The sequence below is a fragment of the Nonomuraea sp. NPDC050663 genome (assembly GCF_044456985.1).
Taxonomy (GTDB): Bacteria; Actinomycetota; Actinomycetes; order Streptosporangiales; family Streptosporangiaceae; genus Nonomuraea.
Genome location: NZ_JBITGL010000022.1, coordinates 80,335 through 101,715, shown reverse-complemented (window position 1 = coordinate 101,715; position 21,381 = coordinate 80,335). Strand labels below are relative to the sequence as shown.

General features: G+C 70.8%; 20 protein-coding genes. 13 read left to right on the top strand and 7 right to left on the bottom strand.

The annotated features are described in order from the left end of the window. The first annotated feature begins 64 nt into the window (after nucleotides 1–64). Genes ACIBH1_RS42865 through ACIBH1_RS42855 form a run of 3 tightly spaced genes read left to right on the top strand, consistent with a single transcriptional unit; the run spans nucleotide 65 to nucleotide 3,319 of the window. Nucleotides 65–1,180: a glycosyltransferase gene (locus ACIBH1_RS42865; RefSeq protein WP_397319846.1), complete on the top strand. Its 1,116-nt coding sequence runs from the start codon at nucleotides 65–67 to the stop codon at nucleotides 1,178–1,180. Between the two features lie 56 nt (nucleotides 1,181–1,236). Beyond that, nucleotides 1,237–1,821 carry an FMN-binding negative transcriptional regulator gene (locus ACIBH1_RS42860; protein WP_397319845.1) on the top strand — a complete coding sequence of 195 codons (585 nt, stop codon included), beginning with the start codon at nucleotides 1,237–1,239 and terminating at the stop codon, nucleotides 1,819–1,821. A gap of 40 nt (nucleotides 1,822–1,861) precedes the next feature. Next, the gene (locus ACIBH1_RS42855) at nucleotides 1,862–3,319 is read left to right on the top strand and encodes an AAA family ATPase (protein ID WP_397319844.1); all 1,458 of its coding nucleotides are present in this window, start codon (nucleotides 1,862–1,864) and stop codon (nucleotides 3,317–3,319) included. Here ACIBH1_RS42855 and ACIBH1_RS42850 read toward each other — a convergent pair. After that, on the bottom strand, nucleotides 3,307–4,353 hold the full coding sequence (locus tag ACIBH1_RS42850) for a PucR family transcriptional regulator (protein WP_397319843.1): 1,047 nt from the start codon (nucleotides 4,351–4,353) through the stop codon (nucleotides 3,307–3,309). The genes ACIBH1_RS42855 and ACIBH1_RS42850 overlap by 13 nt on opposite strands. 77 nt (nucleotides 4,354–4,430) lie before the next feature. Here ACIBH1_RS42850 and ACIBH1_RS42845 point away from each other — a divergent pair, with 77 nt between their 5' ends. The 3 genes from ACIBH1_RS42845 to ACIBH1_RS42835 all read left to right on the top strand — a co-directional run bounded on the left by ACIBH1_RS42845 (nucleotide 4,431) and on the right by ACIBH1_RS42835 (nucleotide 7,240). Further along, a complete protein-coding gene (locus ACIBH1_RS42845) occupies nucleotides 4,431–5,330 on the top strand; it encodes a proline dehydrogenase family protein (RefSeq protein ID WP_397319842.1) in 900 nt (299 codons plus the stop codon). A gap of 2 nt (nucleotides 5,331–5,332) precedes the next feature. After that, nucleotides 5,333–6,958 carry an L-glutamate gamma-semialdehyde dehydrogenase gene (pruA, locus tag ACIBH1_RS42840; protein WP_397319840.1) on the top strand — a complete coding sequence of 542 codons (1,626 nt, stop codon included), beginning with the start codon at nucleotides 5,333–5,335 and terminating at the stop codon, nucleotides 6,956–6,958. A 99-nt stretch (nucleotides 6,959–7,057) separates the two neighbouring features. Next, the gene (locus tag ACIBH1_RS42835) at nucleotides 7,058–7,240 is read left to right on the top strand and encodes a hypothetical protein (RefSeq protein WP_397319839.1); all 183 of its coding nucleotides are present in this window, start codon (nucleotides 7,058–7,060) and stop codon (nucleotides 7,238–7,240) included. A 61-nt stretch (nucleotides 7,241–7,301) separates the two neighbouring features. Here ACIBH1_RS42835 and ACIBH1_RS42830 read toward each other — a convergent pair whose 3' ends face one another. The 5 genes from ACIBH1_RS42830 to ACIBH1_RS42810 form a co-directional block, all read right to left on the bottom strand. After that, entirely contained in the window at nucleotides 7,302–7,514 is a 213-nt protein-coding gene (locus ACIBH1_RS42830) for a CsbD family protein (RefSeq protein ID WP_397319838.1), read from the bottom strand. 70 nt (nucleotides 7,515–7,584) lie between these two features. Then, complete coding sequence (locus ACIBH1_RS42825; protein WP_397319837.1) at nucleotides 7,585–8,025, bottom strand: hypothetical protein; 441 nt, start codon at nucleotides 8,023–8,025, stop codon at nucleotides 7,585–7,587. Between the two features lie 28 nt (nucleotides 8,026–8,053). Beyond that, nucleotides 8,054–8,458 carry a roadblock/LC7 domain-containing protein gene (locus ACIBH1_RS42820; RefSeq protein ID WP_397319836.1) on the bottom strand — a complete coding sequence of 135 codons (405 nt, stop codon included), beginning with the start codon at nucleotides 8,456–8,458 and terminating at the stop codon, nucleotides 8,054–8,056. Between the two features lie 45 nt (nucleotides 8,459–8,503). Further along, nucleotides 8,504–9,379, bottom strand: coding sequence for a hypothetical protein (locus ACIBH1_RS42815; protein WP_397319835.1), 876 nt, complete (start codon nucleotides 9,377–9,379; stop codon nucleotides 8,504–8,506). Nucleotides 9,380–9,536: 157 nt separating this feature from the next. Then, complete coding sequence (locus ACIBH1_RS42810; RefSeq protein WP_397319834.1) at nucleotides 9,537–10,793, bottom strand: Gfo/Idh/MocA family protein; 1,257 nt, start codon at nucleotides 10,791–10,793, stop codon at nucleotides 9,537–9,539. A 75-nt stretch (nucleotides 10,794–10,868) separates the two neighbouring features. Here ACIBH1_RS42810 and ACIBH1_RS42805 point away from each other — a divergent pair, with 75 nt between their 5' ends. The 7 genes from ACIBH1_RS42805 (at nucleotide 10,869) to ACIBH1_RS42775 (ending at nucleotide 20,924) form a co-directional block, all read left to right on the top strand. Then, entirely contained in the window at nucleotides 10,869–12,011 is a 1,143-nt protein-coding gene (locus ACIBH1_RS42805) for an ROK family protein (protein WP_397319833.1), read from the top strand. Between the two features lie 76 nt (nucleotides 12,012–12,087). Beyond that, nucleotides 12,088–13,353 carry an ABC transporter substrate-binding protein gene (locus ACIBH1_RS42800; RefSeq protein ID WP_397319832.1) on the top strand — a complete coding sequence of 422 codons (1,266 nt, stop codon included), beginning with the start codon at nucleotides 12,088–12,090 and terminating at the stop codon, nucleotides 13,351–13,353. A 1-nt stretch (nucleotide 13,354) separates the two neighbouring features. Further along, nucleotides 13,355–14,308, top strand: a complete 954-nt coding sequence (locus ACIBH1_RS42795; RefSeq protein WP_397319831.1) for a carbohydrate ABC transporter permease — start codon at nucleotides 13,355–13,357, stop codon at nucleotides 14,306–14,308. Then, on the top strand, nucleotides 14,301–15,104 hold the full coding sequence (locus tag ACIBH1_RS42790) for a carbohydrate ABC transporter permease (RefSeq protein WP_397319830.1): 804 nt from the start codon (nucleotides 14,301–14,303) through the stop codon (nucleotides 15,102–15,104). The genes ACIBH1_RS42795 and ACIBH1_RS42790 overlap by 8 nt, the downstream gene beginning before the upstream one ends. A gap of 16 nt (nucleotides 15,105–15,120) precedes the next feature. Beyond that, nucleotides 15,121–16,764, top strand: a complete 1,644-nt coding sequence (locus tag ACIBH1_RS42785; RefSeq protein WP_397319829.1) for a spherulation-specific family 4 protein — start codon at nucleotides 15,121–15,123, stop codon at nucleotides 16,762–16,764. Between the two features lie 3 nt (nucleotides 16,765–16,767). Then, the gene (locus ACIBH1_RS42780; protein ID WP_397319828.1) at nucleotides 16,768–19,233 is read left to right on the top strand and encodes a hypothetical protein; all 2,466 of its coding nucleotides are present in this window, start codon (nucleotides 16,768–16,770) and stop codon (nucleotides 19,231–19,233) included. Between the two features lie 11 nt (nucleotides 19,234–19,244). Next, nucleotides 19,245–20,924 carry a DUF4832 domain-containing protein gene (locus tag ACIBH1_RS42775; protein WP_397319827.1) on the top strand — a complete coding sequence of 560 codons (1,680 nt, stop codon included), beginning with the start codon at nucleotides 19,245–19,247 and terminating at the stop codon, nucleotides 20,922–20,924. Here the strand turns inward: ACIBH1_RS42775 and ACIBH1_RS42770 are convergent. Continuing rightward, complete coding sequence (locus ACIBH1_RS42770) at nucleotides 20,917–21,375, bottom strand: hypothetical protein (RefSeq protein ID WP_397319826.1); 459 nt, start codon at nucleotides 21,373–21,375, stop codon at nucleotides 20,917–20,919. The two genes, ACIBH1_RS42775 and ACIBH1_RS42770, sit on opposite strands and share 8 nt — an antisense overlap. Nucleotides 21,376–21,381: the final 6 nt, after the last annotated feature.

The following is a 21,381-nucleotide window of genomic DNA, read 5'->3' as shown; positions in this document are numbered from 1 at the left end:
TTAGCTGAACGTGCCTAAGACGCAGGCACACCCTAAGGAGCCCCCTGCCCTTTACAGGTGTGCCATGAACATAGCCATCGTCGCCTCCACCGGAGGCAGCCGCCGTCAGCAGATCCTCGCCACCGCCCGTGAGCTGGGCCGCGAGCATCGCGTGACCATCTATTCCCGCCGCGAAAGCACCGAGGGAAAGTCCAGGACGAAGCCCGCGCCCGGCGTCGTGCTCGAGCAGCTCGACATCGGCCCGGCCCGCGCCCTGGCCGCCGACGAGGTGGCCCCCTACCTCGCTCAGGTGGGCGACGAGCTGGCCAAGCGGTGGAGCCACGAGCCGCCTGACCTCATCCACGCCCACAACTGGACCGGAGGGCTGGCCGCGGTGGCCGGCGCCGACGGCCTGCGGGTGCCGGTCACCCAGACCTTCGGACCGGTCAAGCAGCCCGCGCACCTGCGCCTGGAGCGGGCGCTCGGACGGCGCGCCGACGCCGTCATCGCCGGCTGCCTCGACGAGGAGGCCTCGCTCATCCGGCTGGGTGTGCCGCGCGAGCACATCGCCGTCGTGCCGTACGGCGTCGACACCGACAAGTTCCGCCGCCAGGGCCCGGCCGCCGCGCGCGGCACGCACCAGCGGCTGCTGCACGTGGGGCGCATCGGCGCCGGAGCGGGCGCGCAGACGATCGTGCGCGCGCTGGCCGGGCTTCCCGACGTGGAGCTGGTCATCGTCGGCGGCCCGTCGCCCGAGGAGCTCGAGCGCGACCCCGACGCCCGCCGCCTGCGGGCGCTGGCCGAGCGGCTCGGCGTGGCCGAGCGGGTGACCATCCTCGGTCACGTGCCCCGCACCACGGTGCCCAAGCTGATGCGCGGCGCCGACGTGGTCGTGACCCTGCCCGCCGAGCCCGGCACCGGCGCGGTGGCGCTGGAGGCCATGGCCTGCGGCGTGCCGGTCATCGCCTCGGCGGTGGGTGCGCACCTCGACTCGGTCGTCGACGGCGTCACCGGGCTGCTGGTGCCGCCGGACAAGCCCGCCAGGACCGCACGCCTGGCCCGCGAGCTGCTGGCCGACCCGACCCGCCGCACGGCGATCGGCTACGCCGGAGCCGACCGGGCCCGTTCCCGCTACAGCTGGGAGCGAATCGGCCAGGAACTCCTGCGGGTCTACTCCGACACCCTCGCCGCCGCCTCCTGACCGGCTGCGACCCCCGGCCCGTACGGCTCAGCCGTACGGGCCTTACAGTGCCCACTATGCTGATTCACCCCTGGGACGCCGGTGACGACGACAGCGCGCTCGCCTACGTCGGCGCCCACCAGTTCGGCCACCTCATCGCCTCGGGGCGCGGCCGCGACGTGCCGGTCGTGGTGCCCACCCAGTTCCTCCTGGAGGCCGGGCGCACCGTGGCGCTGCACCTGGCCAGGCCCAACCCGATCTGGGCGGCCATCGAGGAGAACCCCAAGGTCGTGCTGTCGGTCGCGGAGAACTGGACCTACGTGCCCGGCGCCTGGCGGGCCGAGCCCGGCACCGATCCCAGCCTGGGCGTGCCCACCACCTTCTACTCGGCCGTCCAGCTCGTCTGCCACGCCGAGATCGTCACCGGGGCCGACGGCAAGCTGGAGATCCTGCGCGCCCAGCTGGCCGAGCTCGACCCCGGGCTGGGCGATCCGGCGCGGATGCCGCGGCTGCTGTCGGGCATCCGCGGGCTGCGCCTGACGATCGAGGAGATCCGCGGCAAGTTCAAGTACGACGGCCACAAGAGCGACGAGCACCGGGCCAGGGTCCGCGAGCTGCTCGTCGAGCGCGGCGAGGCCGACGTGGCCGAGCGGGTGCGTTAGACGGCGCGCGTCCCGCTCCCCCGTGTGCCAGGGTGGCCGCATGGAGACTGACGAAGCCAGGTCGTTGGCCCTGGCGTTGAAGAAGCTGCTGGAGCAGGCGCACAACGTCATCGACGAGTCACAGCCGGCGCCGGAGCTGGTCACCCGGATCACCGATCACGTGGGCTGCGGGCTGAAGCACCTGGTGGTGGTCACCCAGACCTTCCCGGTCTGGGAGCACGTCAACCTGCAGCGAGGCCTCGACGCCTACCTCGACGCCCGCCCGGACGACGGCGCGCAGTGGTTCGGCCTGGCCGGCCAGGGGCGTCACCACCAGGACACCATCGACATGCTGACCGTCGCGGAGCGGCGGCTCGACCGCTTCGAGATCGGCTCGGTCGACTACACCACGGCGGCCGTGGGCCCCGACTCGACGACCGAGGTCGTCACCTTCGGATTCGTGCTCTCGCGCGCGCCCGGCGGCGCGCCCGTCGTGCTCGTGATGCGCGGGCCCGCCGAGCAGTTCGGCATGGAGGGCTGCAGGATCGAGGTCCTGGCGGCGGCCAGGGCCGACGCCACCGCCACGCGCGACGAGATCCAGCGCCTGATGACCGCCAACGACGTCTTCAAGGGCCAGATCCTCACCTTCGGCTTCTCCGAGCACCTGGGCAACAAGCTCGTCAGCTTCGTGCCCAGGCCGGTGCTCGGCTCCGAGCAGGTCATCCTGCCGGAGGGGGTGCTGGAGAGCATCGAGCGGCACGTGGTGGGCATCGCCGAGCACGCCGGGGCCCTGCGTTCCCTCGGCCAGCACCTGAAGCGCGGGCTGCTGCTGTACGGCGCCCCCGGCACCGGCAAGACGCACACCGTGCGCTACCTGATGGGCCGCCTGCCCGAGGTCACCGTCGTGGTGATGACGGGCGCCGCGATGCGGTTCGTCGCCGAAGGCGCGGCGCTGGCCAGGCGGTTGCAGCCGGCGGTCGTGGTGCTGGAGGACGTCGACCTGGTGGCCAGTGACCGCAGCTTCGGCGCCGACGGCAATCCGCTGCTGTTCAGCCTGCTCGACGCGATGGACGGGGTCGGCTCCGACGCCGACGTCACCTTCGTGCTGACGACCAACCGGGTGGAGGTGCTGGAGCGGGCCCTGGCCGACCGGCCGGGACGCGTCGACCTGGCGGTCGAGGTGCCCAGGCCCGACGCCGACGCCCGTGGCAAGCTGCTGCGTCTGTACGGGCGGGAGCTGGACCTGACGGCCGACCTCGACGAGGTGGTGCAGGCCACCGAGGGCGTGACGGCCTCGTTCTTCAAGGAGCTGGTCAGGCGGGCGGTCCTGGCCGGGCTGCGCGCGGGCTCGCCGCCGCGCCTGCTGGAGGCGCTGCGGGAGATGACGGACGACCGGGCCGCGCTCACCCGCGTGCTGCTGGGATCGGGCGAGGGTACGGCGGAGCCGCTCGACCTGGCGGTCAGCCCGATGGCGCCGGTCCCGACGCGGATGATGAAGGGGCGCGTCTACCGCCGCTGACCGCCCAGCAGGCGCGATGCCTTCAGGCCGAGATGCACGGCCAGCCGGTCGTCGCCGTCGCCCAGGTCGCGGCCCAGGGCCTTCTCGGCCTTGCCCAGCCGGTAGTAGAGCGTCTGGCGGTGGATGCCGAGCTCGGCGGCGGCCTTCTGCACGTGGCCGCCGAGGTCGAGGTAGGTCTCGACCGTGGCGACGAGCTCGGCGTCGAGGCTCGACACGAACGCCGCCAGCTCGCGCAGGTCGGCGGTGGACAGGCGGGCCAGCAGCCGGTGCACGCCGAGATCCTCCCAGCGGGCCACCGGGGCGAAACGGGGGAAGTGTTCGGCGATGCGCAGCGCGTGGCGTGCCTCGCGCCAGCTCTGCCACGCGTCGGAGGCCTCCTGGCGGGGGCCGCCCAGGCCGGCCGCGGTGCCGTACCTGCTCTGGACCGTCAGCGCGACCTCGACGGCCAGGTGCGACGGCGCCAGCAGCGCCACCGGCGAGCCGGCGCGGGCCAGGACCTCGCGCGGGAGGGTCCACAACGCCGCGACCCGGTCGGACTCGCGCACGGCGATCGCGGTCACCGGGCCCGCGAGGTCGAGCGACGACCGTTCCTCGGGGTCGGGCGAGAGCAGCAGGTCGAGCTCGCGGCCCTGTTCGCGGCGGCTGCGCGCCTCCTGGGCCAGCAGCGCGGCGGTGCGCTCGACCAGGGGCGCGATCTGCTCCAGATCGGGCAGGGCGCCGGAGTCGAGCAGCCACAGGTAGCCGTAGGTCACCGCCTTGTGGCGCAGCGGCCAGCAGATTCTCGCCTGGAGGTCGGGAGTGGCCGGGATGCGCACCGGGCCCTGCGCCTTGACGATGCCGAAGCTCTCGAAGTAGTCGCGCACCCACGGCGAGGCGGCGCGGCGCAGGATCGACTCCTGGCGCACGGCGTCGAGCTCGCCGTGCTGCGCGCCGTACGCCAGCAGGCGAAACGATCGATCTTCCAGGGTCGCGGAAGCCCCGAGAACACGGGCGATTTCGTCGACGGTCTCCTGGAGCTGAAGGGTATTGAGCATTTGTATGACAGCATGCCACATCCCGCGTTACGGACGTCGATGGAAGCCTTCTGAACTGGGCATTTAGGCTTGTGTACATGCTCGGTCAACTTCTGCTCGCCGCCTCGCGGAGCACACTGGTACGCCGTTCGGTGTCCAGCATGCCGCTCACGCGCAAGGTCGTGGATCGTTTCGTGGCAGGTGAGACGACCCAGGAGGCGGTCACCGCCATCCAGCGCCTGGCTGACGCCAAGCTCGCCGTCACCGTCGACCACCTCGGCGAGGAGACGCGCGACGCCGCCGCGGCCACCGCGACGGCCAAGGCCTACATCACGCTCATGGGAGCGCTGCGCGAGGCAGGCGTCACCGCCGAGGCCTCGGTCAAGCTGTCGGCCGTCGGCCAGGCCTTCGACGAGAAGATGGCGCTGGAGCACGCGCGGGAGATCTGCGCGGCCAGCCCGATGGTCACCCTCGACATGGAGGACCACACCACCGTCGACTCGACGCTGGGCATCCTGGCCGAGCTGCGCAAGGACTTCCCGCAGACCGGCGTGGCCATCCAGGCCTACCTGCACCGCACCGAGGGCGACCTGCGCGACCTCGCGGGCGAGGGATCGCGGGTGCGCCTGGTCAAGGGCGCCTACCGCGAGCCCGCCTCGGTCGCCCACCAGAACAAGAACGACGTCGACAAGGCCTACGTGCGGGCCTTGAGGATCCTCATGGCGGGGAAGGGTTACCCCATGGTGGCCACGCACGACGATCGGATCATCTCGATCACCGAGCTGCTCGCCGACCGCTTCGGCCGCTCCTTCGGCGACTACGAGTACCAGATGCTGTACGGCATCCGGACCGACCGGCAGGAGGCCCTGGCGGCCGCCGGGCACACGGTCCGTGTCTACGTGCCCTACGGCGACGACTGGTACGGCTACTTCATGCGCCGCCTGGCCGAGCGCCCGGCCAACGTCGCCTTCTTCCTTCGTGCCCTTGGGGGTAAGTGATCATGGATGCCTTCACCAACGTCCCGGCTCCGGTCAACGAGCCGGTGTACGGCTACGCGCCCGGCAGCGCGGAGCGCACCGCGCTGGAGAACCGCATCAAGGAGCTGGCGGGCAACGCCATCGACCTGACGATGACGATCGACGGCGTGGAGAAGATGGGCGGCGGGGCGACGATCGACGTCGTGCAGCCGCACAACACGAGCAGCGTGCTGGGCCGTACCAACGACGCTACGGCCCAGGACGTGCAGTCCGCGATCGACGCCGCTCTCCGCGCGGCACCCGCCTGGCGGGCGCTGGCCTTCGACGAGCGCGCGGCGGTCTTCCTGAAGGCGGCCGACCTGCTGGCCGGGCCGTGGCGGCAGACGCTGAACGCCGCCACGGTCCTGGGCCAGTCGAAGTCGGCCCAGCAGGCGGAGATCGACGCCGCGTGCGAGCTGATCGACTTCCTGCGCTTCAACGTGCAGTACGCGCGCCAGCTCTACACCGAGCAGCCGATCTCCTCCCCCGGCGTGTGGAACCGCATGGAGTACCGGCCCCTCGAGGGCTTCGTGCTGGCCATCACGCCGTTCAACTTCACCGCCATCGCCGGCAACCTGCCCACCTCGGCCGCCCTCATGGGCAACGTCGTGGTGTGGAAGCCGTCGCCCACCCAGCAGTTCGCCGCGCACTTCACCATGCGCCTGCTGGAGGCCGCCGGCCTGCCGCCCGGTGTCATCAACCTGGTCACCGGCAACGGCACCGCCGTCTCCGAGGTCGCCATGACCCACCCGGAGCTGGCCGGCGTGCACTTCACCGGCTCCACCGCCACCTTCCAGCACCTGTGGCGCACGATCGGCGAGAACATCACCGGCTACAAGGGCTACCCGCGCCTGGTCGGCGAGACGGGCGGCAAGGACTTCGTGCTGGCCCACCCGTCGGCCGACCCCGCCGTCCTGACCACCGCCCTGATCCGCGGCGCCTTCGAGTACCAGGGCCAGAAGTGCTCGGCAGCCTCGCGCGCCTACGTCCCCCGCTCGCTCTGGTCGGCCATCAAGGACGAGCTGATCTCGACCGCCGAGTCGCTCGCCGTGGGCGACGTCGCCGCCGACCTGTCGACCTTCATGGGCGCCGTCATCGACGACCGCGCCTTCGCCAAGCACAAGGCCGCCATCGACCGGGCCCGCGCGACCGACGGCGTCGAGGTGCTCACCGGCTCCTACGACGACTCGACCGGCTACTTCGTCAAGCCGACGATCCTGCTGGGCCAGGACCCGACCGACGAGATCTTCGTCAAGGAGTACTTCGGGCCGATCCTGGGCGTGCACGTCTACGACGACGCGAACTTCGACGCCGTGCTCGATCAGATGGAGTCCGCCTCGCCGTACGCCCTGACCGGCTCGCTCATCGCGCAGGACCGGCACGCGATCGCCTCCGCCTCCGAACGGCTGCGGTTCGCGGCGGGCAACTACTACATCAACGACAAGCCCACCGGGGCCGTCGTCGGCCAGCAGCCGTTCGGCGGCGCCCGCGCCTCGGGCACCAACGACAAGGCGGGCTCGATCTTCAACCTGATCCGGTGGGTCAACGCCCGCACGATCAAGGAGACGTTCGTGCCCCCGACCGACCACCGTTACCCGCACATGGGCTGACGGCTCCCGGTCGTACGGCGGGCGGCACCGAGGGAGGGTGCCGCCCGCCGTCGTGCTTGAATGGACGCCCCCGATTCACGAGCGCGATGCGGAGCCACGGTGACAAGCCTCGACAAGAAGATCCTTCGCTGGTCGCTGGGCCTGGGCGCGGTCCTCCTCGTGGCCGGGATCGCGCTGCGCCCGGTCGACATCGACATCGCCACCGGGGTCATCCTCGCCGGCTGCGCGGGGCTGATCCTCGCCGGGGTGATCTGGGTCAACGAGCGCCCCTGGTCCAGGTGACAGGCGGACGAAGGGGGCGGCATCCGGTGAGGATGCCGCCCCCTTCGTCTGCAATGACCCGCTAGCGCCGGTCCTTGTGATCAGGGGTGATCGCGTCCTTGACGTTCTTGGCCGCGTCCTTGATCTTCTCCCCGGCCTGCTTGAGCTTGCTCTCGCCCTGCTGGGCCTTGCCCTCGGCCTCCAGACGCTCGTCACCGGTGGCCCGGCCGGCGCCCTCCTTGACCTTGCCCCCCAGCTCCTCGGCCTTGTTGTTCACCTTGTCGTCCAGGCCCATGATCTTCCTCCCTGTCCGGCGTCATGGACCCTTCAGCTATCCGGGAGCCGCGGCGGCAAACCCCTGGTGCTCAGAGCCGGCCGTGGTCCTTCAGGACGCGCCTGGACTGGGCGAAGAGCATGCCCACGTTGACCGTCTTGCGGCACACCACCACCGCGACCACGTCGTCGGCGCTGTCGAGGCGGAGGAACAGGTGGGCCAGGTTCTCGCTGTTGACGAGGATCTCCTGGAAGTAGTGGCGGTCGCTGACGATGCCGCGGCGCTCCTTGAAGATGTTCTCGATCATCGTCACGTTGCGGCCCTGGAAGAGCTCCAGCGTCGCCGCCGCCAGCATGTCGAGCACCTCCGGCGGGTGGGAGTCGACGGTCTCGACCGACATCAGCATGCCGGTCGACATGTCGATGACCCCGGTGGCGACGCAGTCGGGCACCTCCGTCCGCAGGTCCTTGACGAGGAGCCCGACCCGGTCGCTGAGGCTCAGCCCGGCGTTGGTGTCCGACTTGGAGGACATGTTCATCACGGTCCTTTCTCGTGTCCGCTCAGATGTCTGTGTGCGCGTGCGCCTTCTCGGCGGCGAGCAGGGTGCCGAGGCTCTCGACCGCGGCCTGCGCGTGCGCCCGGAATCCGGCCAGGTCCATCCCGCGGTCGCCCAGGACCACCATCAGCGCCGTGCTGCCGACGGGCCGCACGGCCAGGTAGCCGCTGCTGTACTCCAGGGTCGCCTGGCCGGGCACGCCCCGGTCCACCGCGGCGCCGCCGCCCGAGGCCAGGCCGAGGGTGGCCGCCGCCAGGGCGGCCAGCCGGTCCAGGTCGACCTCCTCGTCGGAGTCAGCCGCTATCAGCAGCCCGTCCCTGGTCGCGACGGCGACGTCGGTGACTCCCACCACCTGCTCGCGCAGGGCCCTCATCACCGCGATCAGCTCGCTGTCGTCGTCGGAAGCCACGAATCCTCCCACCAAGAACAAATGCCAAGAATGAACGGAGAACGGCTATTCCGGTCTCTCGTTCGGCTCGATATGCCCTTTTCCCGGATGGCGTATTCTCGCTTGAAAAGGGGGGCGAAAGGTGGCTTGTACAACCTCTGGGCGATTTATACCGCTCGCACCCCGGCTACGGCGCGGGAGCACGGCGGCGAGCACCTCAGGGGCCGCGTCGTCCCGCGGCGGATCCTCGCCCGGAGGTTCGGGCAGGCTCACCATCCCCTCGGCCAGCAGGCCCACGACCTCCATCGTCGTGACGTACAGCCCGCGGCCCAGGAGGAAGGCGATGTCGCGGCAGCTGCGCCTGCCGTTCACCTTCTCCAGGACCTCGCGGCGAGCCCGGTTGGCGCAGGCGGCGACCGGGCCCGCGAGCAGGGGCCGGTCGCCGAAGGGACAGATCGGCACCCGGCTCAGGGCCAGCGCCCGCAGGCGGCGCTCCGCCTCGCCCAGGAGCACGCCCGGCTCGACGCCGTGAGCCGGGTCCCAGCCGGCGGCCGGCTCCCCCTCGATCAGCTCGACGTCGTCGATCCGACCTGCCGCGACGGCGAACGCGCCGTCGAGCGTCACCATCGCCTGCATCGCGTGGAGCGTCGCCGGACCGACGGACGCACGCGCGAGCGACTCGGGGGCCAGCACTCCGGAGCCCGCCGCCCACTCCCCCTCGGTGATGCGGCCGGTGGCCAGCAGGATCGTCGCGACGCTCGGCGCGCCCGACGACTCGACGGCCATGACCGAACCGTCCCGCAGGTGGAAGACGCCACCGGGGTGGCCGGTCACGGTGAGCGTGCCGCTCAGGCGTTCCGCGGGGACCCTGGCCAGCGCCTGCAGCAGCTGCAGCGCGGCCGAGGAGCCGACGGGCACCGGTAAGCCGGAAGGGCTGGTCAACGCATTTACCATTCTCAGAACGCCCGAAAATTGGAGCCCCCGATCAACCGGAAATTTCCGGTATCACGGGAAATATCCAATCGGCTTCTTCGCCGGGCGGTCAACCACTTTCCCAATAAAGCCGAAAATTGAATGTATTTCGCATTTCCCGATGGCTCTACTCCTCTGTCAGGGTGACCACCGTTCCCGTCGTGCGGGCGAGCTCGGCGGCCCAGACCACGCGGTGGCTGGCCAGGCTCGACACCGCGTCCGAGGAGATGAGGCTCGGATCGCCCCCCGCCACCGCGGCGAGGAAGGCGGCGGTGAGCGCCTCGTCGCCGCCGCCGTGGCCGTCGGCGGCGCTGTGCCCGGCGGCGAGACTGGCGTCGATGAGCTCCTCCTCCCCCGTGCGGAAGTCGACCAGGCGCAGCGTCCGGCCGTCGCCGTCGAGGTAGCCGTGCGTGCCCAGCAACCGGGTGCGGCGGTGCTCCATCGGCGTGAAGGCGGCCATCGTGAAGGAGCACGTGGTGCCGTCGGGGAACTCCATGGTGACCACCTGGTGGTCGACCACGTCGTTGTCGGTGGCGTAGACGCAGCGGCCGTACGGCCCGGTGCGCAGCGCGTCGAGCACGCCCTCCAGGTCGCGCCGCTCGGTGAGCGCTCCGAGCGGCCAGAACTCCTTGGCCGGGTCGCCCAGGCAGCCGAGGTAGAGGCGCTTGGCGGAGTACGGGCAGGTGGGCTCGATCGAGCAGTCGAGGCACCGGTCGGCGGCGCCCTCGGGCCGTTCCTCCGGGCGGAAGTGGGTGAGGTTGCCGAAGGAGCTCACGCGGGCGGGCAACTGCCCGGTCAGGTAGATCAGCCAGTCGATGTCGTGGCAGGCCTTGGTGAGCAGCATCGGCGCCGAGGTCTCCTGGCTGCGCCAGTGGCCGCGCACGAACGAGTGGGCGTGGTGCCACCAGCCGACCGGCTCCAGGTGCTGCACGTTGATGAGCCGTCCGATGCGGCCCTCGTCGAGCAGTTGCTTGAGCAGCCGCGTGTAGGGCGTGTAGCGCAGCACGTGGCAGACGGCGAGCATGATGCGGTTGCGTTGCGCGGCGTCGGCGATCTGCATCGCCTCGTCCTCGCTGGTGGCCATCGGTTTCTCCAGGAGAATGTGATAACCGAGGTCGGCCAGCCGGATCGCGGGCGCGGTGTGCATGCGGTCCTGGGTGGCGACGATGGCCGCCTCCGCCAGGCGTCCGGCCGCGGCCAGGTCGGCCCAGTCGGCGAAGACCCGCTCGGGCGGCACGCCGAATTCCTCGGCCACCGCCCGCCTGCGATCCGGGTCGGGTTCGGCGATCGCGATCACGCGTCCGCTCCTGGCAGCGACCGCGTGACGCGCGTACGACTGACCGCGCAAACCGGCGCCGACGAGGGCTAGAGTCACACCGGACATGGGATCCTTCCGCCATGATTATTCAGGATTCCATCATTATTAGGGTCTGATCGAGCAAGGCTCAAGGGGGAAGCGGTGACCGAGGAACTCAGCGGCGGCGATCTGCACCGGCTGCGACAGCTCAACGCGCTGACGGTGATGCGCACCCTGCGCGGCGGGTCCGCGCTGACCTTGACGGAACTGGCGCAGCGTACGGGCCTGTCGCGCGCCTCGACCGAGGACGTCGTGCGCGACCTGCTCGAACGCGGCTGGGTGGCCGAGGCGGAGCTCAAGGTCGGCACCGTCGGCAGGCCCGCGCGCCGGTACCGCTTCCGCGCCGACGCCGGGCGGGTGCTCGGCGTCGACATCGGCGGGCACAAGGTGCTGGCGCTGCTGTCCGACCTCGACGGCGAGGTGCTGCACAGCGAGCGCGTGGGCGTCGATCCGTCGATGGGGCGCATGGAGCGCCTGGCCGCGGTCGACCGGGCCATCGCCGGGGCGCTGGCCGGGGCGGGGGTCTCCACCGCCGACGTGTGGGCGACGGGGGTGGCCACGACCGGGCTGGTCGACGGCACCGGGCGGGTGATGTTGTCGGAGGCGCTGCCCGAGTGGACCGGGGTGGACGTGGCCGCGCACGTCTCGCGCCGGGTCTCCGGTCCCGTGCTGGTCGAGAACGACAGCAAGCTGGCGGCGCTGGCCGAGTCGTGGCGGGGCGTGGCGCGCTACGCCAAGGACGTGGTGTTCCTGCTCGCCGGGTTGCGCACGGGCGCCGGCCTGATCATCGACGGCAAGCTGCACCGCGGTTTCGGCAACGCGGCGGGCGAGATAGGGGCGTTGCCGCAGGTGGGATGGATCAGGGCCCAGGAGCACCTGAAGGCCTGGACGCCCGGCCCCGGAGCCGCGAACATCTTCCAGGCCGCGCGCGACGGCGACCGCAAGGCCGTCTCCGCGATCCGCCGCTACGTCAAGGACATCGCCGTCGGCGCCTCCGCTCTCGTGCTGACCCTCGACCCCGAACTGGTCGTCGTCGGCGGCGGATTCTCGCGCTCGGCCGACCTGATCCTGGGCACGCTGCGCGCGGAACTCGACAGAAGATGCATCAGGACTCCCGAAGTCCGCGCCTCCGCGCTCGCCGACGAGGGCGTCGCACTGGGCGCTCTTCGCCTGGCTCTCGACCACGTCGACGCAGCTCTGAACCGCCCTGGTGAGCTGGCGGCCCCCTCCAGCTTCCTCGCGTGACCGAATCGAGGCTTGACTTAATTTCCCTGGAATCCATGATTATCCCAAGGTTTTGGGCACTCATAGGAGGCCGGGAATGCGGAAGTGGACGCGCGTCGGCGCGGGAGTCTTCGGGGCGATCGTGGCCCTGTCAGCCTGTTCGAGCGGGACGGAGAGCGGGGCGGGGAACCAGGCCCCCAAGGAGGCGAGCGGGCCGGTCACCCTGTCCTACGCGGTGTGGGACGCCAACCAGAAGCCCGTGATGGAGGAGCTGGCGGCGGAGTTCTCCAAGGCCAACCCGGCCGTCAAGGTCCAGGTCCAGCTCACCCCGTGGGCCGACTACTGGACCAAGCTCAAGGCGGCGGCCACCGGCGGCGCCGCCCCCGACGTCTTCTGGATGAACGGCCCGAACTTCCAGCTCTACGCCTCGAACGGGGTGATCAAGCCGATCGAGGAGCAGGTCGACGCGTCGGTCTACCCCAAGCCGCTGGTCGATCTCTACACCTACGAGGGCAAGCTGTACGGCCTGCCCAAGGACATGGACACCATCGGCGTCTGGTACAACAAGACCCTCTTCGACGGCGCCGGCGTGCCGTACCCGAAGGACGGCTGGACCTGGACCGACTTCCAGCAGGCGGCCGCCAAGCTGACCGACGCCGGCAAGGGCGTCTACGGCACCGCCGCCCAGCTGGGCAGCTTCCAGGAGTACCAGTACAACACGATCACCCAGGCCGGCGGCTTCGTGATCTCGCCCGACGGCAGGAAGTCGGGCTACGACGACCCCAAGACCATCGCCGGGCTGAAGTTCTGGACCGACCTCATCGCGGCCAAGCACTCCCCCGACCTCAAGACCATGACCGACACCACCCCGCTGCAGCTGTTCGAGGCGGGCAAGATCGCCATGTACTGGGGCGGGAGCTGGAACGTCACCGAGTTCTCCGGCAACGACTACACCAAGGACAAGGTCGACGTCGCGCCGCTGCCCAAGGGTGAGAAGCAGGCGACCATCATCCACGGCGTGGCCAACGTGATGTCGGCCAAGACCGCGCACCCCGCCGAGGCGTGGGCGTTCGTGAAGTTCCTCGGCTCCAAGCAGGCCGCCGAGCTGCTGGGCAAGAAGGGCCCGATCCCCGCCTACACCGGCACCCAGGGCGACTGGGTGGGCGCGCACCCCGAGTTCAAGCTGCAGACCTTCCTCGACGCGGTCTCCTACGCCGCGCCGTTCCCGGTCTCCAAGAACACCGCGGCGTGGAACGAGGCCGAGCTGACCCAGCTCACCAAGGCCTGGACCGGGGAGGTGCCCGTCGAGCAGGCGGCCGCCACGCTGGCCACCGCGATGAACGACCTGCTCGCCAAGGAATGACATGACCCTCACCACCACCCGATCGGGCGCCGCGCACGCGGCGCCCGAGAAGGGGCAGGACAGGAGCCGCCGCTCCGAGGCGCTGTGGGGGCTGGCCTTCATCGCGCCCACCGGGCTCGGCCTGGCCGTCTTCTACCTGTGGCCGGTGCTGCAGACCGCCTACTTCTCCCTCACCGAGTGGGGCGCGTTCGGCGGCCACACCTGGACCGGCTTCGACAACTACCTGCGGCTGGTCCAGGATCCCGAAGTCGGCCAGGCGCTGCGCAACACGCTGCTCTACACCGCGCTCGGCCTGGCAGCCATCCCGCTCGCGATCGTCTTCGCCGCGCTGCTCAACGTGAAGGGCCTGCGCGGCGTGGGCGCCTACCGCACGCTGTTCTTCCTGCCCGTGGTCACCATGCCGGTGGCGATCGCCATGGTGTGGCGCTGGCTCTACAACGGCGACTACGGCCTGATCAACCACCTGCTGGCGCTGGTGGGCCTCGACGGGCCCAACTGGGTGTCGGACCCGGCGACCGCGCTGTACGCGCTGGTCGTCGTGGGGGTGTGGAGCAGTCTCGGCTACAACCTGATCATCTTCCTGGCGGGCATGCAGGCCATCCCGAAGGAGTACTACGAGGCGGCGGCGATCGACGGCGCCGGGCCGATCAGGCAGTTCTTCAAGGTGACGGTCCCGCTGCTGTCGCCGACCGCCTTCTTCGTCTCGGTGGTGTCGGTGATCGGCTCGCTGCAGCTGTTCGACCTGGTCTACGTGATGAGCGGCTCCGGCGCCGCGGCGCGGGCCAACCCGGCCTTCCCGCGGCTCCAGACGGTCGTGCAGCTCTTCTACGACCGCGCGTTCGTCACCAACGACCGCGGCTACGCGGCGGCGGTCGTCATGATGCTCCTGGTGATCATCATCGCGCTGACCGCCCTGCAGTTCCGGCTCCAGCGCAGGTGGGTGCACTATGGCTAAGCGTGTTCACGCGGTCCTGATCCCGGCCGCGCTGGTGATGGTCGCGCCGTTCGCCTGGCAGATCGTCACCTCGCTCAAGACGCTCAGCGAGGCCACCCAGGTGCCGCCCAGCCTGCTGCCGAGCGGCCGGTGGCAGAACTACGGGCGCATGTTCGACCTGCTGCCCTTCGGCGACCAGTTCCTCAACACCGTCCTCATGGCGGTGGGCCGTACGGCGGGGCAGGTGCTGTTGTGCTCGATGGCCGCCTACGCCTTCGCCCGGCTGCGCTTCCCGTTCAAGAACGTCATCTTCGGGGTGTTCCTGTCGGTGCTGATGGTGCCCCCGCAGCTGTTCGTCATCCCGCAGTACCAGATCATGGCCGACCTCGGCTGGCTCAACAGCCTCCAGGCGCTGATCGTGCCCGGCCTGTTCAGCGCGTTCGGCGTCTTCCTGCTGCGGCAGTTCTTCATGAGCCTGCCGAAGGAACTGGAGGAGGCCGCCCGCCTCGACGGCGCGGGACCGGTGCGCGTGTACTGGTCGATCATGCTGCCGCTGGCCCGTCCCGGCCTGGTCGCGCTGGCGGTGCTGGTGCTGCTGTGGTCGTGGAACGACCTGTTCTGGCCGCTGGTGGTCAACACCGACCCCGAGAAGATGACCCTTTCCGCGGGTCTGGCCTCGCTGCAGGGCCAGTTCCAGACCGACTACCCCGTGCTGATGGCCGGCTCGCTGCTGGCCTCGCTGCCGGTCATCGCCGTCTTCGTGTTCCTGCAACGCCAGTTCATCCAGGGCATCGCCCACACCGGAATCAAGGGCTGAAATGTTAGGGAAAATCATGCTGGCCGTCTCCGTCGCGAGCGGCCAGGGAATCGCCGTGCCCGCCTACTTCTACCCGGGCCCGCTCTGGGACCAGCTCGACCAGGCCTCCGTCGTGGTGGCCAACCCCTTCTCCGGCCCCGGCAAGGACTTCGACCCCAACTACGCCGCCGCCATCCGCCGGGCCCGCGACAAGGGCGTCACCGTGCTCGGCTACGTCGCCACCGGCTACCTCGGCAGCACCGGGCGCGCCACCCGGCTGGGCGAGACCACCGACGCCGCGTGGCTGGCCCAGGCGCAGCAGGACGTGGCGACCTGGTACCGGCTGTACGGCGAGCACGGCCTGGGCGGCGTCTTCCTCGACGAGGTGCAGAACGTCTGCCAGCACGCCGGGACCTACCGCTGGCTCGACCGCTCGGTCAAGAGCCTGAACCGGGGCGCGTTCACCGTCATCAACCCGGGCATCGGCACCGAGGAGTGCTACGCCGACATCGGCGACGTGAGCCTCACCTTCGAGGGCACCTACGAGACCTACCGGACCTGGCAGCCGCCGGACTGGCACCGCGGCAGGGATCCCCGCAGGTTCTGGCACCTCGTGCACGCCACCTCGACGGCCGAGCAGATGGCCGAGGCGATGCGCCTGGGCAAGGAGCGCGGGGCGGGCTTCATCTACGTCACGCCCGACGTGCTGGCCAACCCGTGGGACACGCTGCCCGACTACTGGGAGTCCGAGCTGGCCGCCGCCCGCTCCACCGACACCCGGCCGCCCGGCCGCCCGCTCGCGCCGGTGGCGCTCTCGCGCGGCTCCACCTCGCTGACGCTGGCCTGGCCTCCTGTGCGTGACGCCGTCGGCTACGACGTCTACGTCGACGGCGTGCGCGTCACCGGAACGGCCGGCCGTACGCCTGCCGCCACCGTGCGGGACCTGCCGCCGGGCGCCCGGCACACCGTGGCCGTGCGCGCCCGCGACGCGGCGGGCAACACCTCCGAGCTGGGCCGCGCCGTCCAGATCTCCACCCGCGCGGCCGACCCGGCGGCGCCCGCCTCGCCCGCGAACCTGCGCCCGACCCAGGTCAAGGTCGCGAGCGTGAGGCTGGCCTGGGACGCGGTGCCCGACGCGGCCTCCTACGACGTGGCGCTCGACGGCCGCACCCTGCTGCGGCTGCCCGCGGGCACGACGGAGATCCCGGTCAGCGGGTTGACGCCGGGCGGGACGTACGCCTTCACCGTCACCGCGCGCGACGCCAGCGGCAACCTGTCGCCGGCCGCCGGGCCGCTCACGGTGACCACGCCGCTGCCCAGCGGCGAGCCGATCACCGACGCCTCCGGCTCGATCGAGGGCGACACCGTCACCTACCGCGCGCAGTACACGCTGCCCTTCGACTTCCACCACGTGTACGTGGACGTCGACGCCGACGCCGCCACCGGCTTCGGGGTCCAGGGCATCGGCGCCGACTACCTGATCGAGAACGGCTGGTACTACCGGCACACCGGCACCGGATGGAACTGGACGCCCGTCGAAGGGCCGAGCCCGCTGGTCTCCTCCGCCGACGACCTGTACGTCTGGCGGGTCCCGCGCGGCGACGCGGGACCGCACCGCGTGCTCTTCCACGGCTCCGGCAGCTCGCCCGAGGCCTACAGCGCGATCGTCGAGGTGGGGTAGCGCATGTTATCGAGGCTGCTGTTGTCCATGGCCCTCCTGCTGCCCTTACCCGCGGCGCAGAGCACCGCCGGCGCCGCCTTCTACGGCAAGGTGCCGACGCTCAGCGCCAACAGCCGGACCGCCTTCTGGTACGGCCAGCTCGACCAGGCCAAGCTCACCCAGCTCAAGGGCTACGACCTGGTGGTGCTCGAACCCACCCTGCGCGTGCTGAACGTGACGCGCGACGAGTTCTACTTCGAGTCGGTGACCAGCTCGCAGGTGCAGGAGATCAAGCGCGGCCTCGACGGCGTGATGGGCAACGCCGACGACGTCATCGTGCTCGGCTACCTGTCGATCGGCGAGATGCTGCCGACGATCATCCCCGGCTCGTCGGGGCACCTGAGCGTCGCCAAGGGCATCGAGATGGGGCTGCTCCCGGCGGGCTACGGCGGCCCGTCGGGGCCGGTGCACGGGCCCAACCCGTGGAACTACGACGCCTCGGGCCGCTACCTCGACGTCGAGGGCGGCGCCACGCCGGACGGGACCTACGACGCCTCCTTCCCCTCCTGGGAGCAGCGCCTGAGGTGGGGCAACAAGGGCGTCATGCCCTGGTACCTGGATCAGCAGGGCACGTGGGTGGCCGACGCCCGCTACCCCTACGGCGGGTACTGGAGGAACGGCGACGGCGTGGTCGACGTCAACAAGACCTACGGCGGCGGCTACGTCAACGGCGGCGACCCGGCCTGGCAGACGTTCGTCACCTACCAGACCGACAAGATCGTCAACGACGGCGGCTACGACGGCGTCTTCCTCGACACCGTCGACACGCCCGACCCGATCGGCGGGGCGGGGCCCTCGGTGTCGTGGGGCCCGCGCGGCAACTTCGGCTTCACCGCCGAGGGCATGGTCGAGCTGGTGGAGAAGATCAAGGCCGTCGACCCGTCGAAGGTGGTCGCGGCCAACCGGGGCTACTGGTACTTCAACCCCGACGAGGGAACCTCGCAGTTCGCGGCGCGCTACCGGCGCGCGATCAACGTCTTCGTCACCGAGTCGTGGTACTACAACGCCTACATTCCCGGCTTCTACGACACCAGCCCCGGCTACGCGGACAACTGGAACACCGACCGCGCGTCGGCGACCTACCGGCACCGCGACAACTTCGGCGGCTTCTGGAAGGACTACGTCAACGCCCAGGCCGGCGCCGCCGACGGGTTCAACGTCGTCATCATCGACTTCCGCGTGCCGTCCGGCGGGACCCACAAGTGGATGAACGAGGTGGTCGCCAACAGCGGCTACCTGGCCTACGACGTCAGCGGGGCCACCCACTTCAACTCCGCGATCTACGACGACGCCAAGAACTGGCTCGACGCGCAGGGCCGTGCCGCGCCGTCGCAGGCCGGGGTGCACCCGAGCGGGGGCTTCGCCGCCGACGGCTCCTTCGGCGAGTGGTCGGGCGAGACTCCGATTTTCAACGACCCGGCCGGGGCCAACGGCAAGGGCATCACGAAGGTGTTCGCCCGGTTCGCGGGCGACCGGTTCCTGCTGATGGTCGAGGCCAAACAGGCGCTCAGCCTGGCCCAGGAGATGATCTACTTCGACGTCGATAAGGACGGGCCGTCGGGGTGGCAGCCGTGGTGGCCGACCTCGCCCGACGCGCGCGTCTACCTGGAGTCGCTGCACCAGGCCTACCTGCTGCCGCACGTGGCCGGGCAGGGCGACGTGTTCCGCTTCTCCAGCGCGGGCGCGCCCGGCAACCGGGGCTGGCCGGTGCGGGTCGCCCAGGCGGGCAACCGGGCGGAGCTGGAGTTCGCGCGCGAGCACGTCTTCCCCTCGTCGATGGCGGGGCGGGAGATCTGGACGTGGTTCCGGGTGGCGAACTTCGGCGGTTCGTCGGTGAGGTTCACGGTGCCGGGAACCGTCCCCACGCCCACTCCGACTCCCACGCCCACGCCGACACCCACCGTCACACCGACACCCACCCCGACCCCGACACCCACGCCGACCCCGACCCCGACTCCCACGCCGACCCCTGGCGCCGGTTTCACGATCGACGGCAACGCCTCCGACTGGTCGGCCGTGCCCCCGCTGCTGACCGGGACCGCGGGCGTGCACACCCTCAAGGCCGCCACCGACGGCGTCAAGCTCTACCTGCTCGCCCAGGGCAGCGGCCTCAACGTGCTCGAGCAGTTCTTCCTCGACACCGACCACGACCCCGCCACCGGCTACAACGCCGGAGGCTGGAGCAACCCCTCGGGCGCCGAATGGATGCTCGAGAACGCCAACCTCTACCGGCACGGCGGCTCCGGCTGGTCGTGGAGCCCGCGCGGTCAGGTCCCCTTCGCCCGCAACGACACCGTCGTCGAGGCGGCCATACCGCTCAGCACCCTGGGCGCGGGTCAAAGGCTCAGGATCGGCTTCATCAAGAACAACCACCCCGCGGACCGGCTGCCCGCCGCGTCCGGCACGCTCGCCTCCTTCACCCTCTCCTAGGAGCTACCGCGATGCGTCTGATCCTCGCGTTGTTGCTGGCCATCACCGGCGGCACGGCCACCAACACCGCCACCACCGTGACCTACCAGTTCTCCTACACCGGCGCCCCGGCCTACACGCGCGTCTACGTCGACACCGACCGCAACGCCGCCACCGGCTTCGCCCAGGGCGGCGTCGGCGCCGACTACCTGCTGGAGAACGCCACCCTCTACCGGCACAACGGCGGCGGCTGGAGCTGGACCACCGTCAAGACCGTCACCCACAGCGCCACCGGCGGCACCGCCCGCTGGACCGTCGACCGCGCCGACCTCGGCGAGGGCGCCACGCCCAACGACGCCGACCTGGTCTTCCAGACCGAGGCGCCGCTGGACACCTCCGCCAAGCTCACCCACGTCTACTCGGGCGGAGGAGGAGGCGGCACGGGCACGACCGTCACCTACACCCCGACCACCGCGACGTTCGCCAACCCCGACCGCGGCTTCTACCACCACACCGGAGACTGCGACAAGAACGACTTCTCCCAGGCCACCCTGCAGGACTACCGGGTCAACCAGCACATCTCGCTGGTGATGTGCGTGTTCTACCTGGCCGAGTATCGCAACGCCCCCATCGGCCAGGCGGCGCTCGACCAGCTCCAGCAGCAGCTGGCCACCGTGCGCGCGGCGGGGCTGAAGATGATCCTGCGCTTCGCCTACACCGCCGCCACCGACGGCGCCGACGCGCCCAGGGACCGCGTGCTGGCCCACCTCGACCAGCTCCGGCCGATCCTGCAGGCCAACGCCGACGTCATCCACGTCATGCAGGCGGGCTTCATCGGCGCCTGGGGCGAGTGGTACTACACGCAGAACTTCGGCAACGCCGGCGTCGTCAGCGCCACCGACTGGGCCAACCGCAAGGCCGTCACCGACAAGCTGCTGAGCGTCCTGCCCGCGAGCCGTACGGTGCAGCTGCGCACGCCCGCGATCAAGCGCACCATGTACGGCACGGCCGCGCTGACCCCCGGCCAGGCGCACAACGGCAGCGCGGCGGCCAGGCTTGGGCACCACAACGACTGCTTCCTGGCCAGCCCCGACGACTACGGCACCTACACCAACCCCGCCGTGGAGTACCCCTACCTGGAGGCCGAGACCGCCTACACCTCGATGGGCGGCGAGACGTGCAACCCCAACCCGCCTCGCTCCGACTGCCCCACGGCGCTCAGCGAGATGTCGCGCTTCCACTGGACCTACCTGAACACCGACTACCACACCGGCGTGCTGGCGAGCTGGTCGAGCTGCATGGCCGACGTCACCCGCAAGCTCGGCTACCGGCTGGCGCTGCAGAGCGGCACCTATCCGGCGACGGCGGCCAGGGGCGGCGCGCTGCCCGTGGCCATCACGATCAGGAACGAGGGCTGGGCCGCACCGGTCAACCCGCGCGGCCTGGACCTGGTGCTGCGCGGCAGCGGCGGGACCTACCGGCTGCCCCTGGGCGCCGACCCGCGCACCTGGCTCGGCGGCACGACCACGACGGTCGCGCGCACGCTGACGGTGCCGGCGTCGATCCCCGCCGGTTCGTACACGCTGCTGCTGTCGCTGCCGGACCCGCAGCTCGGCTCCCGGCCGGACTATGCCATCCGCCTGGCCAACACCGGCACGTGGGAGGCGGGCACCGGCCTCAACAGCCTGCTGCACACCATCACGGTCAGCTGACCGCGCTGCCCCGCTTCACCTGGCTGTAGTCGACCTCCGGCAACCGGGTGACGCTGCTCGCGCCGACCTGCAGGTAGGTCAGCTCGGGCGGCTCACCCGCGATCGGGGGCACGGCCAGGCTCGCCTGCCAGCCCTGGCGCCCGTCGGTCTCGAACGGGCGCCAGGCCAGCAGGAAGGCGGGGTGCCCGCTGTAGAGCACCAGGGGCGGCAGGCGCAGCGGCTCGGCGCCGTCCCTGGGCACCCCGGTGTAGTCGGCGCCCGGCAGGCTGGCGAAGTCGGCGGCCGGGGCCCAGCGGTAGTTGTGCCCGTGGACGAGCTCGCCGCGCACGTCGCGGCTGGACTGCGGGATGGCCAGCCGGCCCTCCCATGACTCCTCGCGGCGCCAGGCGAGCAGGAACGCGGGGGTGTTGCCCTGGAAGAGAACCAGGGGCGGCATCTGTAACGGTTCCACGGGCAG

Coding starts and splice junctions, on each gene's coding strand:
- ACIBH1_RS42865 (WP_397319846.1), top strand. CDS start 65: ATGAACATAGCCATCGTCGCCTCCACCGGAGGCAGCCGCCGTCAGCAG.
- ACIBH1_RS42860 (WP_397319845.1), top strand. CDS start 1,237: ATGCTGATTCACCCCTGGGACGCCGGTGACGACGACAGCGCGCTCGCC.
- ACIBH1_RS42855 (WP_397319844.1), top strand. CDS start 1,862: ATGGAGACTGACGAAGCCAGGTCGTTGGCCCTGGCGTTGAAGAAGCTG.
- ACIBH1_RS42850 (WP_397319843.1), bottom strand. CDS start 4,353: ATGCTCAATACCCTTCAGCTCCAGGAGACCGTCGACGAAATCGCCCGT.
- ACIBH1_RS42845 (WP_397319842.1), top strand. CDS start 4,431: ATGCTCGGTCAACTTCTGCTCGCCGCCTCGCGGAGCACACTGGTACGC.
- pruA (WP_397319840.1), top strand. CDS start 5,333: ATGGATGCCTTCACCAACGTCCCGGCTCCGGTCAACGAGCCGGTGTAC.
- ACIBH1_RS42830 (WP_397319838.1), bottom strand. CDS start 7,514: ATGGGCCTGGACGACAAGGTGAACAACAAGGCCGAGGAGCTGGGGGGC.
- ACIBH1_RS42825 (WP_397319837.1), bottom strand. CDS start 8,025: ATGTCCTCCAAGTCGGACACCAACGCCGGGCTGAGCCTCAGCGACCGG.
- ACIBH1_RS42810 (WP_397319834.1), bottom strand. CDS start 10,793: ATGTCCGGTGTGACTCTAGCCCTCGTCGGCGCCGGTTTGCGCGGTCAG.
- ACIBH1_RS42800 (WP_397319832.1), top strand. CDS start 12,088: ATGCGGAAGTGGACGCGCGTCGGCGCGGGAGTCTTCGGGGCGATCGTG.
- ACIBH1_RS42795 (WP_397319831.1), top strand. CDS start 13,355: ATGACCCTCACCACCACCCGATCGGGCGCCGCGCACGCGGCGCCCGAG.
- ACIBH1_RS42790 (WP_397319830.1), top strand. CDS start 14,301: ATGGCTAAGCGTGTTCACGCGGTCCTGATCCCGGCCGCGCTGGTGATG.
- ACIBH1_RS42785 (WP_397319829.1), top strand. CDS start 15,121: ATGCTGGCCGTCTCCGTCGCGAGCGGCCAGGGAATCGCCGTGCCCGCC.
- ACIBH1_RS42780 (WP_397319828.1), top strand. CDS start 16,768: ATGTTATCGAGGCTGCTGTTGTCCATGGCCCTCCTGCTGCCCTTACCC.
- ACIBH1_RS42775 (WP_397319827.1), top strand. CDS start 19,245: ATGCGTCTGATCCTCGCGTTGTTGCTGGCCATCACCGGCGGCACGGCC.